This is a genomic window from Corallococcus sp. AS-1-12 (genome assembly GCF_020036995.1).
Taxonomy (GTDB): domain Bacteria; phylum Myxococcota; class Myxococcia; order Myxococcales; family Myxococcaceae; genus Corallococcus.
Map to the genome: position 1 here is coordinate 47,018 of NZ_JAIQDD010000013.1, position 16,974 is coordinate 63,991.

General features: G+C 73.3%; 12 protein-coding genes. 7 read left to right on the forward strand and 5 right to left on the reverse strand.

All coding sequences use genetic code 11. From position 1 onward, the window contains the following. The first annotated feature begins 8 nt into the window (after positions 1-8). Positions 9-3,113: a hypothetical protein gene (locus K8556_RS21390; RefSeq protein WP_223741928.1), complete on the forward strand. Its 3,105-nt coding sequence runs from the start codon at positions 9-11 to the stop codon at positions 3,111-3,113. Here the strand turns inward: K8556_RS21390 and K8556_RS21395 are convergent. Then, positions 3,097-4,449, reverse strand: a complete 1,353-nt coding sequence (locus K8556_RS21395; RefSeq protein ID WP_223741929.1) for a response regulator — start codon at positions 4,447-4,449, stop codon at positions 3,097-3,099. The genes K8556_RS21390 and K8556_RS21395 overlap by 17 nt on opposite strands. A 27-nt stretch (positions 4,450-4,476) precedes the next feature. Between K8556_RS21395 and K8556_RS21400 the strand changes: the two genes are divergently transcribed. Next, a complete protein-coding gene (locus tag K8556_RS21400) occupies positions 4,477-4,866 on the forward strand; it encodes a VOC family protein (protein ID WP_223741930.1) in 390 nt (129 codons plus the stop codon). A 59-nt stretch (positions 4,867-4,925) separates the two neighbouring features. After that, the gene (locus tag K8556_RS21405; protein ID WP_223741931.1) at positions 4,926-6,368 is read left to right on the forward strand and encodes a general secretion pathway protein GspE; all 1,443 of its coding nucleotides are present in this window, start codon (positions 4,926-4,928) and stop codon (positions 6,366-6,368) included. Between the two features lie 19 nt (positions 6,369-6,387). On the opposite strand, the gene K8556_RS21410 is transcribed toward K8556_RS21405, so the two are convergent. From K8556_RS21410 to K8556_RS21425, 4 genes are all read right to left on the reverse strand, one after another. Further along, the gene (locus K8556_RS21410) at positions 6,388-7,347 is read right to left on the reverse strand and encodes an alpha/beta fold hydrolase (RefSeq protein ID WP_223741932.1); all 960 of its coding nucleotides are present in this window, start codon (positions 7,345-7,347) and stop codon (positions 6,388-6,390) included. 369 nt (positions 7,348-7,716) lie between these two features. After that, on the reverse strand, positions 7,717-8,925 hold the full coding sequence (locus K8556_RS21415; protein WP_223741933.1) for a hypothetical protein: 1,209 nt from the start codon (positions 8,923-8,925) through the stop codon (positions 7,717-7,719). 236 nt (positions 8,926-9,161) lie between these two features. After that, complete coding sequence (locus K8556_RS21420; RefSeq protein ID WP_223741934.1) at positions 9,162-11,114, reverse strand: serine/threonine-protein kinase; 1,953 nt, start codon at positions 11,112-11,114, stop codon at positions 9,162-9,164. 54 nt (positions 11,115-11,168) lie between these two features. Then, the gene (locus K8556_RS21425; protein ID WP_223741935.1) at positions 11,169-11,555 is read right to left on the reverse strand and encodes a PEGA domain-containing protein; all 387 of its coding nucleotides are present in this window, start codon (positions 11,553-11,555) and stop codon (positions 11,169-11,171) included. 443 nt (positions 11,556-11,998) lie between these two features. On the opposite strand from K8556_RS21425, the gene K8556_RS21430 reads away from it, so the two are divergent. The 4 genes from K8556_RS21430 (at position 11,999) to K8556_RS21445 (ending at position 16,743) form a co-directional block, all read left to right on the forward strand. Then, entirely contained in the window at positions 11,999-12,907 is a 909-nt protein-coding gene (locus K8556_RS21430) for a hypothetical protein (RefSeq protein ID WP_223741936.1), read from the forward strand. Beyond that, a complete protein-coding gene (locus K8556_RS21435) occupies positions 12,900-13,631 on the forward strand; it encodes a PIG-L family deacetylase (protein WP_223741937.1) in 732 nt (243 codons plus the stop codon). The genes K8556_RS21430 and K8556_RS21435 overlap by 8 nt, the downstream gene beginning before the upstream one ends. Beyond that, entirely contained in the window at positions 13,628-15,541 is a 1,914-nt protein-coding gene (locus tag K8556_RS21440) for a glycosyltransferase (protein ID WP_223741938.1), read from the forward strand. Before K8556_RS21435 ends, K8556_RS21440 begins: the two co-directional genes overlap by 4 nt. 98 nt (positions 15,542-15,639) lie before the next feature. Then, positions 15,640-16,743, forward strand: coding sequence for a class I SAM-dependent methyltransferase (locus K8556_RS21445; protein ID WP_223741939.1), 1,104 nt, complete (start codon positions 15,640-15,642; stop codon positions 16,741-16,743). Positions 16,744-16,974 lie beyond the last annotated feature (231 nt).

A 16,974-nucleotide genomic window follows, 5' to 3' on the forward strand; every position in this document is an offset into this window, starting at 1 on the left:
CGTCGAACGTGCGAGTCGGGTGGATCATCCTGGGGCTGGGGTTGTGCGCGGGAGCGGCTCGCGCGGAGTGGACCTACATCCAGACCCAGGCGGGGACCCCGAGGGACGTGACCGTCTTCCGGCCCGGCTTCTTCGCCGTGGCGACCGACGGCCAGCTCTACGTGTCGCGCGATGGCGTCGTGACGACCGTGAACGTGGGCATGGCGGGCAGCTTCCTGCGCGGGGCCAACTGCGTGGTGGGCATCCGTCTGGACGGGACGCTCCAGAGCGTGGGCGGCTGCTCCCCCACGGATGACGGCAAGCGCCTGTTCCCCGACGACGGCAATGACTACGCGGTGCGCGCCGTGCGCGTCACGGCGGACGCGGGCGTGGGCTACGCCGTCGCCGCCGAGGGGCCCTTGCAGACGCCGCAGTTCCGCAGCTCGCTCCTCCCGAAGGAGGGCACGGCCGAGTGGGGCACCCTGATGACCCCGCAGACGGACCTGAGCGCCCAGCCGCAGCTCGCGGTGCTGCCCCCCCAGTCGGATGGGCTCCCCCAGGCGCTGTTCTCCGTCTCCGCAATCAAGGCGAACTTCCTCTGGTATCGGGGCACGGGCGCGGTGTCCTACATCGCCACGGGCATCGCCGCTCCGAACTGGGCCCGCAGCGTGGCCCTGCTGCCGGGCCCGGTGGCGGATCAGCCGCTCGCGTTCTTCGGCAACGATTCGGGGCTGTTCCGGGGCACGCTGGGCGGCTCCACCTATCCGTTCGATCCCATCCTGCTGGCGCCGGGTTCGGTCGACGCGCTCGCGCTCGACGTGGCGAGCGGCTCCAGCGCGGGGACGGGCTTCGGGCTGCTGCTGCTCAAGCAGAAGTCGGACGGCAAGGTGGCGGCGTACAGCGCGGAGCCGGTGGTTCCGCCCGCGCTCCCGGGCACGGTCTGGCGGCAGAACACGGAGCTGCCCGCGGGCATCACCCACTCCGCTTCGCGGATGGCCTGCGCGGACGCGTCCTACTGCGTCGCCATCCTCGACGGGCCCGCGCAGAACGTCCTCATCTACCGCAACGCGAGCCCACCCACCGTGAGCGAGCTGCCCGCCAGCATCAGCGTCGACGAGGGGACGACCCAGGACGTGCAGCTCAAGCTGCGCGATCCGGACGGCGACGCCGTGCGGCTGTCGGCCACGGTGCGCGCGCCGGGCAGCCCCATCACCGTCGTCCCGTCACCGCTCGACTCGCGCGAGGACAGCGGGCTCAAGCTGACGCTCACCGCGCCCTCGGGCATCTGCGCGTCCCAGACGTCGTTCCTGGACGTGGTGGCTTCGGACGGCCTGCTCGCGCACGACACGCCGAAGGCGGTGTCGCTGGTGCTGAACCACACCGTGAAGCCGGGCGCGCCCCAGGTGGCTGTCAACGCGGAGGACGGCAACGACTTCTTCATGGGAGGGCCCTCCGGCACCTTCACCGCCACGCGCGGCGCCACCGGCTGCGAGCCCGTCAGCTACACGTGGACGACGCCCGCCGGGGCACCCAGGCTGGACGCGAAGGCGGGCGTGGCCACGTTCACGCCTCCCTCCACCCGGGAGGACCGCTGCAAGCCGGGCACGGCCGCCTTCGACTACGCGGTGCGCGCGAGCGACGGCGAGCTGGAGTCCCCGTCCACGACCGTCCCGGTTCGACTCCATCCGTGGGGCCCCCCCGAGGCCCCGTTCAGCAGCGCCGCGCGTGACGTCTTCTCCGGCGCGGCCTTGATTCCCCAGGCGACCCACCTGTGCGGAGGCTCTCCCGGGACGCCAGGGCTGCCGCCGGTGTCCACGTTCTGGTCCGTCCTGGAGAACCCCGCGAACGTGTCGGTGACGGCGCTCCAGGGGAACGACCGGCATCCCGTGGGACAGAACCCCACCGAGGGCAACTCCGTGCTGCTCGCGGGGGCGACGTGCGTGGACACCCTGAAGCTGAAGCTGCGCGCCTTCAACCGCATCACCGTGGACGGCTTCGCGCTCGACAGCCCCGCGTCCGACGTGGAGGTCGCGGTGAAGCCGCGCTGGGTGCCCCTGGAATCGGTGAGGACCCTGGTGGAGCTGGCCCCCGCGGAGGAGCGCATGCTGCGCGGCCACGTGAAGACGGATCCGCCGCTCAACTGCACGGGCATGCGCCCCCTCACCACGGTGGTGACCCTGGAGGACCCGGCCGACCCCGGCAAGGTGTTCGACACGTGGACGTCCACCGGCGGCGGAGGCGACTTCGCGCTGGACCTGCCCCCCACGTGCGGCAGCGCCCACTACACCGTGCGGGCGCGCGTGCACGAGGCCCTGGCCGAGGGCGCCGTCATGGCGCCGGAGGCGACGACGGACTTCTCCCGCCTGGCGCGCGACGTGGTGCTGGGCGAGCTGAGCGGTGAGCTCATCGCCACCTGCGGCGTGGGCGCCCGGGGCACGCTGCGCCAGACGATCCCGGAAGGGGCGTGCTCGGCGGTGGACCTGACGTGGGCCCGTGGCGGAGGGCCGGAGCTGGAGCCGCTCGTCGCCGAGGGGGACTCGGTGTCGCTGGCCACGGTGGACACGCAACTGGAGTCCCTGGTGGGTGAGCTCGTCACGCTGAACGTGTCGGCCGTGGGCGAGGGCGCCAGCGGGGCGGCGCGCGAGCACTCGGTGCGCATCGGCGCGCGGCCCTTCGTGACGGTGGAGCGGCGCACGGAGACGGGCGAGGGCATCAACGCCGGCCAGGTGGGCGTCACGGTGACGCTGCGCAACGACACCGCATGCGACGTGAGCTCCATCCGCTACCAGGAGACCGTCACGGGCGCGCAGTGGGTGCCCCAGAGCGTGACGTTGAATGGCCGGCCGGTGACGCCGGCGGAGGCGTCCGCACAGCACTTCGCGGTGGAGCCGGTGCCGCTGCCCGCGGGCTCGACGGCGAAGCTCACGTACGTGGTGCGCACGGCGCTCCTGGCTCCGCCGAAGTACTCGGGCACGGCGTCGCTGCGCGAGGTCGTCGTGTCGCGCGCGGAGCCGCCGCCTGACTCCACGTCAGGGTGCGGGTGCTCCGGCGGGGGCTCGGGCGTGACGGCGTTCGGGCTGGGCGCGCTGGCGTGGGCCGCGCGGCGGCGGCGGGGCGTCAGAGCCCGAAGCTGATGCGCTGGCGGCGGTTGGGCGTCTGCTGCCGCTCCTCCAGCACGCCGGACAGCTCCAGGCCGCGCAGGGTGGACAGGGCCTCGCGCTCGGACAGGTCCGTGAGGGCGAGCAGGTCCTCCACCGTCTTCGTGCCGTCCGCGAACGCGAGCAGCATCGCCTGGGGCCCCGCCAGCTTCAGCTCGTGCAGGCCGTAGGGCGGATCCGCCGTGGGGAACAGGCGGCGTCCGGGCGCCATGCGCTGGCGCAGCGCCACCAGCGTCTCCGTGCGCGCGACCCCCTCCAGGATGAGGTCGCCGGGGAAGAGCGACAGCGGCACCAGGTCCGCGCGCTGCGGCCGCATGGGGCTGAAGCCGTAGCCGCCCTCCGTCCACGCGAACGTGGACCAGAGGATGTCCTTCACCTGCTCCTCCAGGAGCTGGCGGCGCTGCTTGGGGCTGAGCAGGCCGCGCTTGAGCAGGGCGTCGCCGGTGCGCAGCGAGTGCTCGCGCGCGTAGCCCGTGGCCTCCGCGAGCTGGGCCTCCGTGAGCGCGCCCTTGCGCAGGCAGAAGCGGCCGAAGCGCTCCGGGGCCAGGTTGGAGGCGGCGTACACCACGCGGCCCGCCTCGAAGTAGACGACCTTGAGCACGGTGCCCTGGCGCAGCTTCAGCTCGCCGTGGTGGCGCGCTTCGTAATAGGCGTTGAGCAGCCGCGGCACCGACGTGTGCGCCAGGTCTCCGCCGAGCGACCACTCCGGCAGTTGGCGCCGCTGACGCACGGGCGCGGGCGCGGCCTCCGTCCACACGGCGTCGCGCTGCGCGAAGGGCAGGGGCAGGGCCTCCGATACGCCGGGGGCCTCTTCCGGGGGCGCGGGTTCGGCGGGCTCGGGCGGGGAGAGGACGGACGCGAGCGCGGGGTCCTCCGCGGGCGGCTCCTGGACCAGCTCCTCCAGGACGAGCAGGTCCACCTCGTCGAGCAGCTCCCCGTGCGTCACGGGCGGCACGCCCGCGGCCTCCTCCAGCGCGCTGATGACGACGTCCAGCTCGAAGGGCTTCTCGAAGAAGGCGCAGGCGCCGTGGACCTTCATGGCCTCCTGGGCGAAGCGGTCGCCCTTGTAGACGCCGCTGACGGCGATGGCGGGGATGCCGTGCGCGCGCAGGGCGCCCAGCACCTCGCTGCCGCGGATGTCCGGCAGGAGCAGGTCCACCAGCGCGGCGTCGAAGCGCGAGTGGGGGCCCAGCGCCTCCAGCGCGGACTCGCCCGTGAAGACGGTGAGCGCCTCATGGCCCCGGGTCTCCGCGACCGTGGCGATGAGGGAGGCGAGTTCCTGGTTGTCCTCCACGATGAGCAGTCGCGCCATGGGCCGGCAGACCCTACCATCAACTCCATGACGGACGTTCAGGGCTTCCACCACGTGGCGATTCAGGCGAGGGACGTCGAGCGCGTGACAGCGTTCTATCGGGACCTGCTGGGCTTTCCGGAACTGAAGCGCCACCTGCGGGAGGACGGCACCCTGCGGAGCGTCTGGGTAGGCGTCCCCGGGGGCGCCTTCCTGGCCATCGAGGCGGTGGACGGGACGCCGGAGGTGGTGCCCTTCCGCCATCCGGCGCCGGGGCTGCTGATGCTCGTGTTCCGGATACCCCGCGAGGCGCGGGGTGGGGTGGTGGAGACCTTGGCCCGCGCGGGTGTGCCGTTGGAGCACGAGACGCGCTGGACGCTCTACGTGAGGGACCCGGAGGGCAACCGGGTGGGGCTGAGCCACCATCCGGACGACTAGGGGCGCGTGCCCGGCCGGGTGCTTGCGGAGGGTCACGGGGCATGGCTACAAGCGGCCCCATGCGCCTGGGTGAACTGCTGGTGAAGGACGGCCTGGTGTCGGCGGCGGGGCTGGAGGAGGCGCTGGAGTCGCAGGTGGTCCATGGCGGCCGGCTGGGGACGAACCTGGTGGAGCTGGGGCTGTTGTCCGAGCAGGACCTGGCCAAGGCGCTGGGCCGGCTGCACAACTGCGCCTACGCGTCCGGGGAGATGGTGCCCGACCCGAAGGCCGTGGCGCTGGTGAACCCCAACGAGGCGGACGACAAGGAGTACCTGCCGATGCGGGCGGACGCGACGCGGTTGAGCGTCGCGGTGGTGAACCCGCACGACTTCACGACGTTGGACGCCATCGCGTTCAAGACGGGCAAGCGCGTGGTGCCGGTGGTCATCCCGGAGTTCCGGATGAACCAGTTGCTGCGGCGGCACGCGAAGGCGTTCCGGCAGTTGCGGGCCATCGACATGAACGCCGTCCGCCCGAGGCCCGCGAAGGGCGCGGCGGCGGAGCTGCAGAAGGCCGCGGAGCGCCCGCCGGACCTGATGAGCGAGGAGGAGTTCCAGTCCGTCTACGCGCAGGCGCTGCGCGGCGGTTCGGACGCGGAAGCGGACGTGCTGGAGGGGGAGATCATCATCACCGGCGAGGAGGTGGTGGAGGCGCCCGTGACCGCGCCGCCCCAGGGCCGGCCCGCGATGCCGGCGCAGGCGCGTCCCACAGCGCCCGTGCCGCCGCGAGTGGACATCCCCGCGCACATCGCTCCGTCCGTCCCGGCGCAGGGAGTGCCCGCGCAAGCGGCCCGTGCCGCGAGCACGGCGGGGCAGGGCGCGGCGAAGCAGGGAGTGCCCGCGCACGTCGCGGCGCAGGCGGGAGCGCAGGGCGTGCCCGCGCACGTCGCGGCCCAGGCCGGTGCGGCGGGCGCGATGCCTCCGGGAGCCGCGCCGACTCCGCCCGTGGCCGCGAAGCCGGTGGCCCCTCCTCCCACGCCGCTTACGTTCCCGGAGGCCCAGGCGGAGCTGGGACGCAGCTCGGACCGCGAGGACGTGGCCCGCACGGTGCTTCGCTTCGCCATGGGCAAGTGGCGCCGGTGCCTGCTGCTGTCCGTGCAGGGCAACCTCGTCACCGGCTGGCACGGCATGGGGCAGGGCGTGAGCGACGAAGGCGTCCGCCGCATCGGCGTGCCGCTGCGGGACCAGAGCACGTTCCGCCTCGTGCGCGACCTGCGCTCCCACTTCGTCGGCCCGGTGAAGCGCGACGCGGCGATGGGCATGTTCTACCGCCTGATTGGCGGAGGCTTCCCCTCGACGGCGGTCATCCTGCCGCTGCTCGTGCGCGGCAAGGTGGTCCACCTGCTCTACGTGGACAACGGCGCGGAGCAGTTCACCCCGCCGGACGTGGGCGAGCTGCTCATCCTCTCCCAGGGCGTCGGCCGTTCGTACGAAGCGATGATGCGGCGTCGCAAGAGCGCGTAGCGCGGCCCCGCGCGAAGGCTCAATCGCTGCCGGTGGACCGCTCCGGCGTGCGGGTCAGTACGGGCAGCGCATCCGGACGGTCCCACAGGACGAAGTGGCTGCACCCGTCCAGCTCCACCACCTTGAGCCCCGGCATCGCGCGCCCGGCGCTCTCCCGCATGGACGCGGACTCCAGCACCCGGTCCTTCCCCGGGACGAGCAACGTGCCGCGCCGCACGTTGCCGAACAGGGACGCATCGCGTGCCTGGCTCCACGCTTCGATGTCCCGCAGGTTGGCCATCATCGTCGCCACCCGCCTGGGGTTGAACGGGAAGGCCATGATGAGCTCGCGTTTGCGAGCATTCTCCAGCGGCCCCCACGCGCCCCGGTTGTGCTTCGCGATGGGCGCGAGCCGCCACAGCGGGATGAGGAACGGCAGCAGCCACAACTGCGAGGGCGTCAGGCTCCGGTAGGGGCGGGCCTGCGGGAGCACGGGCGCCTCCAGCACCACCTCCACCCGTTCGAAGAGGTCCGGCCGCAGCTTCGCGGCCTCCAGCACCACGGCGCCTCCGCGCGAATGTCCATGGACGCGCACGACGTCCGTGCGGGGCAGGTGCTCCAGGGCCTGCACCAGCACCGCGGCGTCATGGGCGATGGTGCCCTCCGGCTCCACCGGCACCTTCGCCCAGGGGGCGGACGCCTCGCGAGGGTCGGTGATGGGCAGGTGGTAGTCGCAGCTCGTCAGCAGGATGAGCTGGAGGTCGGGCTCGCGGTAGTGGTGCGTGAAGTAGCGCATGTCCGCCACGAAGCCGTGCATGACGATGACCGTGGCGCGGGGCTGCTCGCAACGACGCTCCGCGATGACGGCCTTGCCCACCCGGTAGACGTGTCCGTCGAAGGGCTCGCTCGCGCGGGGCGTGCCCACCCGGTGCATCAACCACCAGCGCGCGGTGGGCACCAGCACGGCGGCGCCAGCGAGGACTCCAAGAGCGACGAACATGCATTCACCCGGGGCGGGAAGGGCAGCCGTGCCTCGCGGCGGACGGTCCCGTCACACAGCGGCCATCATAGAGGGGAAGGCCTCGCGCGCCCTACCTGACGACGCTGAGGGTCCGGATCTGCGCGTTGATCCACGGGATGTAGTTGGAGCCCCACTGTCTCGAAGGGGGCCTGCTCGGCCTCCAGACCACCGCACCCGAGAAGACCGACCGCTACGACGACTCCGCTCATGAAGCGCATGCATGCTCCTGTTCAAGTGCGGAGCGGGACCGCAATCTGCGTGCCGCGTTCATGCGCCCTGGACGTGCGACGGCCCGTCGCCGTGTGGCATGGCAGCGGAGGTTCATGACGCGTCAGCGGATGGCCAGACTCAGGGGGCCATGGGGAGGAGCGCGTCGCGTGCGAGGTCCCTGGAAGGCCCGCGCACCACCAGCCTGCGGGCCTTCTGGAACAGCGGCACGGGCGGATCCTCCACCACGTACACTCCCCAGTAGTACTCGCCGGGCGCCAGGCCGGGCAGCACCACCTGTTGAGGACTGCCCTCGCGCGCGAGCACCGGCTGCCGCAGCTCCCGGTCGCGCGCGACGACCAGCCGGTATCGCGGCGCTCCACCCGTGGACTGCCACGCGAAGACCAGGTCCTCGGAGGCCGAGCCAGCCGGGGCCACGTAGCCATCGCGTGGCGTGACGAGCAGCCCCCGGGGCCGCTGGCGCTCCACGAAGATGCGGCGGGCGAAGCCGGGCTCACTGGGCCGTCCCTCCGCGTCCAGCGCGGCCACGCGCCAGACGAACATGCCGGGCTCTGGCGGGACGAACGTGAAGTCCGAGCCCTGCACCTGCGCATCCACGATGCGTTGGGTGAAGCCCAGGTCGCGCGCCACCAGCACCTGGTAGCTCCGAGCGCCCTCCAGCGGCCTCCAGCTCAACGGGATGCGCAGCTCCGGACTCCACGCGATGCGCGCGTCCACACCCGGGGAGAGGCTGGTGGGGAAGGGCGGCCCGTCGTGTTCGGCGTCCTCCAGGCCGCGCGCGACGTCCAGCCAATTGCCGGCATCGAGCGTGCGGCGGTGCGCGCCCTCGGACAGCAGCAGCCGGCCTCGCGAGACGCTGAGGTGCATGCCGCGCGGGGTGCGGGTGACGCGGAACTCCGCGGGGCCGGCGTGCGCCTCCACCGTGAGCGCCACCTGCCGCCCGTTGTCTCCGCGAAGCACGAGCGGCCCGTCTGGCGGCGCGTCCTCGGGCAGCAGCCCCCGGGCCGTGCCTGACTCCAGCGCCACCACCGAGCCGCCGCCCGCCGGGGCCGAGGGCCGCTCCACCCTCACCACGGTGCGCTCCTCCAACTCGATGCGGCCACCGCCCCGAAGCTCGATGCGCGTGGACGCGTCCGGCCCGGTACGTACCCAGTCGCCGGAGCGGAACGTGGCGCCCGCCTCGAACGGCTCCCAGTACGCGTTCGTCGTGCGCAGCGTTTCGACCGGGCCGCGCGCGACAGCGCAGGTGGCCACGATGGCGGACAGCTCCCGCGATACGGCCTGCCCCGCACCTTCTTCGTCCGAGGTCCGCGAACAGCCCGCGACCATCAGAAGCAGGACGCACCCCAAGGCACTTCGACGCGGAGATCCCGACGCTCGCATGACCTCATGCCTACGGAAACCCGACGTCCGGCGGATCTCCAGCGACGCCGCGCCCTCATGCGCAAGGGGCAGGCTCATCGCCCCAGCCACCCCAAGGGCGTCTTGCCAGCCGGTTCGTCCAAGAACCGGCTCCGGCCGCGCGCAGTGCTCCGCTCCGGTCGCCGCGCCCGCATGGGGAGCGCTCATCGCACCCTCCAACCCGAAGGGGTCCTGCGCAGCTCCTCCTCCAAGAACCGAAGCTGGACGCGGGGCGCGCTCCGCTCGGGTGCCGCCTCCAGCGCGGCGCGCAGGTGCGCCATCGCCTCCGTGAGGTCCCCTCGCTGCGTGGCCTCCGCCGCCAGTCGCTCGAACGCATCCGCCAGCGCCGCCAGCCGCGAGCGCACGCGCGGATCCTCGGGCCGCAGCGCCCGCGCGGCCTGCAACTGCGCCAGCGCCGTGTCCTCCCCCGCGCCCGACAGCTTCGCCACCGCGATGAGCCGGTCCGCTCGGGACAGGCGCCCGGCCAGCTCCACCTCCCGCGCGCGCAGCGGCCACAGCAGCGCCGCGCCCGTCGCGCAGAGGACGGTGAGCGCCAGCGCGCCCCACCGCAGCGCGGTGCCATGCCGCGCGACCGCCAGCTTCGCGGCCACCGGGATGCGCTGCTCCACGGCGACGCGCCACCGGCGGTAGCGTGGGAACGCGTGCGGCCGGTCCCTGCCCCGCGCGGTCCCCATCAGCACCTCCGTCTCGCGCCGGGTCCGGTCCAGGGCTTCGCCGAACAGCTCGTGCATCGTCTGCACCAGGTCGAAGGGCGGCAGCGCGCTCCGCACGCGCTCCAGCGCCTGCCGCAGCACCTTCGCGCTGGGCGCCCGGGAGGACGGCTCCGGCGCGGTGGCCCACTGCACCAGCCGCTCCAGCTCCGGCGTCACCTGGAAGTTGAAGTGCGACGGCTTCAACAGCCCGGGCGGCCCCTCCGTGCCGCCGGCGGCCTCCGACGCCCGGTGCAGCGTGAGCAGCTCGTAGAGCACCAGCCCCATGCCGTGGATGTCCCACGCGGGATCCGGTCGCCCTCCGGCGGCCTGCTCCGGCGCCATGTACGCGCGCTTGCCCACCACCAGCAGATCATTCCCGCTGGCGATGCTGGCGGACGCCACCCCCATGTCCACCAGCTTCACCTCGCCGTGCAGCCCCACGAGCACGTTGCCCGGGCTCACGTCACGGTGCACCAGATGCAGCGGGCGCCCGTCCAGGTCGCGCTGCCCGTGCAGGTACTCCAGCGCCTTGCCCAGCTCGATGGCGATCGACACGGCCAACGCCACCGGCGGCGGACGCCCGCGCTGCCGCAGCGCCTGCACCAGGTCCGCGCCGTTGCGGCCGTGCACGTACTCCATGGCGATGAAGGGGCGGCCCGCCGCGCTGCCCACGTCGAACACCTGGATGACGTTGGGGTGCTGCAACGTGGCGCTCAGCCGCGCCTCGGTGAGGAACAGCTCCGACAGGCGCGGGTGCCGCGCGTACTCCTGGAACACCAGCTTGAGCGCGACCAGCTTGTCCACGCCCTCCACCATCGTGCGCCGGGCGAGGAGGACCTCCGCCATGCCGCCCGCGCCCAGCCGCTGGAGCAACTGGTACGGCCCGAACGCGTCGAACGGCCGCAGCCCGCCCTGCCACGCCTCCGGGTCGCGCGCGTGCAGGAGCTCCAGGTGCGAATAGTCATTCAGCGCGGACGCGCCATCCACCGTCGAGCGCGGCCGGATGCCCACCGGCGTCGGCTCCTCCCGCCATGACGCCTCGTTGCCTCCGGGCGCACCGTCGGACGTGCTCGCGGCGGGCGTCCCCACCGCCGAGGGCGCGGGCGGCTTGCGAGGGCTCAGGGGCAGCGGAAGGCTGCCCGCGTCCAGCGCGACGAACTTCACGAAGTAGCCGCGCACCCAGCCGGACACGCCGTGCTCCATCACCCGAACGCGGCCGGAGACGGCGGGCCCGTCCCCCAGGAAGGCCACCTGGAGCGCGAACTCCGTCCCGATGGGCCGTGGCGTGTCCGCGGGAACGAAGAGGCCGTGCTCCGTCATGCTCTTGCACAGCCGCGCGCGCGACTCCGGCGCATCCGCGAACGGCAACCGGAACAACCGGCCCTTCTTCTCTGGCAGCTTCACGCCGGTCCTCCCCCTTGGATTGACGGTGCGCTTCGCGTCACGGCCCGCGTCGCGTCACGGCGAAGCGGTCAACGTCACCTGGATGGGCTCTGGCCGGTCGCCCACCATCACCTCGGCCCGCCACGTGGCGTGGCCCTCCAGCCGGACGCTCACCTGGTGGACTCCGGGCGAAAGCGGCAGCAGCGTCCCCAGGTGCCGCGCGAGCCCCATCGCGCGGCCGTCCACGAAGACGCGCGCGCGGTCCGGCATCACGTCCAGGCGCAGCCCCGTCGTCACCGGCCGCTCCACCCGCGCCGCACGGGGCGCCGGCATCGGCGGGCGGATGGACTCCACCCGCAGGGCCGCCAGGGCCTCCACGTCCCGCGACACGGACGCGCGAGCACAGGCGCAGGTACCAGCCAGGAGGAACGTGATGAGCAGACGTCTCGCATGCGGAGGCATGACAGGGATTGGAGCGCGAGCGCGGGGGCCTCCGTCAAGGCACCGGCCCCCGCGTCGCAATCGCTGTTCCCACCCGTACAAGCCGGTGAAAGCAGCGCTCCCGGAGGTGTCTTCCAGACCCACCGGTCCGGGTCATTTCCGTGAGGGAGGCTGGGATGTCTCCAGGTGGACGGATGGCCTCCGTCCCAAGGCGTGTGTCCCCGCGCGCGGGCGTGACGGTGCGTGTGTGCCGGGCGACCTGGGAGGTGGCTGGGTTTGAGAGGCATTGCACCCGGGTCCGGGTCCGGGGGGATCCACGCATGTCAGACGGCACCCGTAGCCTGCGACACGTTCCAGCCCGACTCCCACCCATGACGACCCGACATCCCATGCCCGCCACCGCGCCACGGACACCGGCCCCGTCCCCGCCACCCAGACCCTTCACCTCCGCGCGGGACGGGCTCGTGCGCCGTCAGCCCCAGCGCTTCGCGGACATCCGGCCGCTCAAGCTGGAGGACTTCGTGTCCGGCACGCCGCGCCAGCGGGAGTCCTTCGCGCGGCGGCTCATCACGCACCTGTCCGAGCGCGGCTTCTTCTACCTGGAGCGCCCCACGGCCCTGCTGGAGCGCCACGCCCTGGCGGGGAGCTACGAGCGCTACGAGGCGACCTTCCAGCACGCGCTGCTGGCGCACCCGTACCTGCACGCGCTGCTGCCCGCGGCCACGGTGTTCGAGACGGGCTACAACGCCACCTGGTACCCGGAGTCGCCGGTGGTGCGGCAGCCCATCGAGGCCTTCATGGCCAAGCCCGCGACGTGGACGGTGTTCCGCCGCCGCGTGGTGCCGGAGCCGGTGCGGGAGCTCCTGGAGGCCTCGGAGGACGCGTATGACGCCTGCCACGCCGTGGGCGTCGTGCTCCTGGAGGCGCTGGAGCTGGGCTACGGCCTGCGCCCCGGGGGGCTCACGCGGCTGTTCCGCCGCCGCACGGAAGGGGCGGTGCGGTTCGTGAAGTACCACGCGCCCAGCACCGCGCGGCGCAGGCGGGAGGTGGTGGCGCACGCGTCGGAGCCGCACGCGGACAAGAGCTTCTTCACCTTCAACCTGGGGGAGTCCCGGCCGGGGCTGGTGTGGCTGGACGGGAACACGCCGCGCCTCATGCCCAACGACGCGGGGCACTGGCTCGTCACCTCCGGCCGCTTCTCCGAAGGGCTGACGCGCGGGCTGGACGCGCCGGTGCGGGCGTTCCGGCACACGGTGCACAACGACGGCGAGCGCGTGGTCGTCCTGGGCTTCGTGACGCCCGAGGGCGACCTGCATGACCTGCCGCTGGACGCGTGGCCCGCGCCGCCGCTCGCGGGAGGCACCCGTGGCTGAGCGCTCGCGCGACGCAAGGGACGAGGGGCCGGAGCACGTCTTCTTCTCCCCGCACCCGGACGACGTGGCGCTGGGGGCGTACGCGAGCCTGCTCGGCGTGCCCCGGGGCATCGTGCCCACGCTCGTCACGGTCTTCTCCCAGAGCTGCTGGGAGTTCGTGCTGCCGGTGGACCCGTCGCGGGCCATGGCGGTGACGTCGCTGCGGATGGGCGAGGACCGGAGGTTCGCGCGGGCGCACGGGCTGGACCTGGTGCACCTGGGCTTCCGCGACACCAGCCTGCGCACGCCACCGGGCGGCCCCTCGGAGCCGGAGGAGGCGCGGGCGGCGCTGGCCTCGCGCGTGCTGCTGGCGCTGGGCGAGGTGCTGGCGAGCGTGTCCCGGGACGCGGTCTGCTACGTGCCGCTGGGCATCTCCAGCCACGTGGACCACCTGATGGTGCGCGACGCGGTGCGGGCCCTGCGCGGCGGGCACAACGTCGTCTACTACGAGGACCTCCCGTACTCCGCGCACCACCCGGAGGATGAGATCGTCGACTACGCGTGGGCGCTCGGGCTGTCCCCCCGGTGCCTGGACGTGACGGGGCTGTGGCCCGCGAAGCTGCGCGGGCTGTCCTTCTACGCCAGCCAGCTCGAGCCCCGGACGCTGCCCGCGGTGGAGGCGCACGCGCGGCGGCTGGGCGCGGGCCGGGGGATGGCCGAGCGCGTCTGGACGGTGGCGCCATGAGCGCGCGCGAGCCGTGGGCGGAGGGGGACCTGCTGGTGCACCTGTCCTACGAGGCCACGCGCACGGTGGGCGGGATGGGCGTGGTGCTGGAGCACCTGCTGTCCGAGCCCGAGTACCGGCGGGCCTTCCCGCGCACGCTGCTGGTGAGCCCCACGGTGCGGCCGTGCGGCCTGGGGAGCTACGCGCCGGAGGAGTCGCTGGCGCGCGACCTGGAGGCGCACGGCGAGGTGTTCTACAGCGGCCTGCGCCGGGACAACCCGGAGCGGTGGGCGCGCGTCTTCCAGCCGGTGGAGGCACGGCACGACGTGTCGTTCATCTACGGGCGGCGCGACGCGCCGGGCGGTCCGGTGGAGGTGCTGCTCGTGGACCTCACGGACGTGCTCCGGGGCTACCGGGTGCGGATGGGCACGCTGCCGGGGTTCCTGGCGCGGCTGCACACGCTGCTCGGCGTGGACCTGCCGTTCGACTGCCGGGGGCCGCGTCCGGCGGCGTGGCGGGGGCTGTCGCGGGTGTGGCGCCAGCGCTTCGGCACGCGGCTGGGCGCGGCGCCCTGGGTCAACCGGCTGTTCCGCAAGGCGGTCCGTCACGGCCTCATGGACGCGCCCGCGCTGGACCATGACGCGATGCTGGCCATCGTGCTCGCGGAGCCTGTCTTCGACGCGCTGGAGCGGCTGCGCCCCAAGGACGGGGCGGGGACGGTCATCCTGGCGCAGGAGCACCTGTCGCTGCCGCTCGCGTACAAGGCGCTGCTCGACGGGCGGCGCTGGTGCCGCACCGTGTACTACGCGGGCGAGGTGCGCACGCCCCGGGTGCTCGTGGAGTACGGCGAGGGAGGGCAGGGGGCGTCCGACGCGCGCTTCTACAACATCCAGCGCCTGGGGCTGGAGCAGGGGCGGACGCTGGACCAGGTGTACCCCGTGGGCACCTGGCCCAACTTCCAGATCCTGCGCAACGGCCACCTGTGCGACCGCGTGGGCGCGGTGAGCGCGTCCGTGGCGGACGAGCTGCGGTTCCTGGACGCGCGCTACGCGCTCCAGCCGGTGACGGTGGTGCCGCACGGGCACCGGCCCGTCGACACGGGCTGGGACGCGAAGGAGGCCTCGCGGGCGAAGGTGCTGGCCCACGCGCGCAAGGCGTGGGGCAGGGACTTCCGCCTGCTGCTCACGCACATCGCGCGGGACGAGGTCTGCAAGGGGCTCTGGCGCGACGTGGACGTGTGCGAGCACCTGGCCCCGCGGCTGCCACCGGAGCGCAAGCCCGCGCTGCTGGTGATGGTGACGGAGTGGAACGAGGCCGAGCCGTCCGACAACCTGCGCGGCCTGAAGGCGCGGGTGGACGCGTTCAACGCGAAGGACACGGGCCTGCACATCGCGCTGGTGAACCAGCCCACGTGGCCCGAGGGCCTGGACTTCACGCGGGACGACCTGCACCGCGCCACGGACGTGTCCCTGGGGCAGTCGCTGTATGAGTCCTATGGCCTGGCGCAGTTGGAGGCCCTGGGCTGCGGCGCCATCTGCGTCATCTCCGGCGTCAGCGGCGCCCGGCGCGCCCTGAAGGCCGTGTGCGAGCGGCAGGGGCTGTCGGAGGCCGCGCATCCGAACCTCGTGGTGTCGGATCCGGTGGCGGATGCCCGGGCCGCGGGCCTGGCGGACTCGGTGGAGGGCTGGAAGGCGCTGCCCGCCAGCGTGCTGCGGGAAGAGGAGCTGCGCACCGCGGAGCGCGTGGCGGAGGAGGTGGTGCGCCGCCTGCCGCGCGACGCGCACGAAGGCCGCCTCCTGCTGGCGACCGGCTGGGCGCTGTCGGAGCGCCTGCGCTGGGAGCCGCTCATCCGCGAGCAACTGCTGCCGCTGCTGCGCTTCCCCAAGGAGGCGGCGGAGGAAGCGTCCGACTGGAGCGCGGCCCATGGCTGAGCCCCCACGCTCGCCGTCACGTGAAGCCGGGGCCGTGCTTCTGGAGCGCGTATCGCCCGGCGCCCAGGCCCCATCCCTTTCAGAGTGGAGCGCGGAACATGGCTGAGAACGAGCAGGCCCCGGCGCTCATCGTCGTGGCCCACCCGGAGGACGCGGTCCGGCTGTTCAGCACGGTGGCGCCGGGAGCGGACCTCGCGGTGGTGACGGAGGACGGGAGCGCCGGCCGGGAGCTGGAGGCCGTGGGCCGGGCCCTGGGCGCGAGGAGCACGCACCTGTTGCTGTCCCCGTCGGAGGTGGGGCCGTGGTGCCGCGAGCAGCGCATCCGAGGCGACACGCGCGTCTACACGCACAGCCCGCAGGAGGACGCCCCGCTGCACCGCGAGGTGGCGCTGCTCGTCAGCCGCGTCTTCGAGCGGCTGTGGGTGCCCGCCACGGGCGCCAGGCCCACGGCCTGCACGGTGCTGGACGACGCGGCCTGGCAGCGCAAGCTGGCGCTGCTCAACTCGCTCTACCGGGAGCGCCCGGACGGTGCCGCCTCCGGCGCGTGCACGGACCCCGTGCGTGACGGGCCCGGCATCGAGGCCTTCACCCAGGTGCGGGCCGGGGACGTGGTGCGCGCCCTGTCCCTCACGAAGCCGGAGGTCTTCGCGGAGCTCGTGGACCCCTGGGGCTTCGCCCATTCCACGTACGAAGGCGAGCGCTTCGCCCTCACCGCGAAGGTGCTCGGGGCGCTGCGCCAGGAGGGACCGCCCCGGCGCGTGGTGGACGTAGGCGCCTGCGAGGGGATGATGACGGAGCACCTGCTGGCGCTCTTCCCGGACGCGACCCTCCAGGCCGTGGAGTCGGAGCCCCGCTTCGTCGCGCGCCTGCGCGAGCGGCTGGGGCGCCACGCGCGCGTGCGCATCGTGGAGGCCCGCGCGGAGGACGTGGCGCTGGACGCGGACCTGGTGCTGCTGGCGGAGGTGCTCTACTACCTGTCCGAGGACGCCAGCCGGAGCCTGCTGGACCGCCTGCGCGCGTCCCACCTGCTCACGTCCTACGGCGGAGGCTTCGGCGCCCAGGTGCACGCCGCGCTCGCCGCGCGCGGCTGGAGGTGCGTCCGGTCCGCGACACTCCCGGGCCGCGTCGAGCCCGTGGACGGCGCCTCGAGCCCGCTGCTCGTGCGCCGCGCGGGCACCGAAATCCGGCTCTGGAAACGGTGATAACAAGAATTCAGGGTGGGGAGCCCCGGCTCGCCCGATGGGCGGGGGCGCTTCTCTCCCGGAAGGGGACGACACCTGGGTTTGTCGTCATTCCAGGTATCAGGTTTGTATAGCCTTGCCTGCTTGAATATGCGTTGCCATTGGCACGGGAACTCTTCAGCATGACCGTGCATGGCCTCCCCGGTTGTTTCGCATGACTCAGCGGATGCCCCGGCCCGGGCGTCCCCTGAG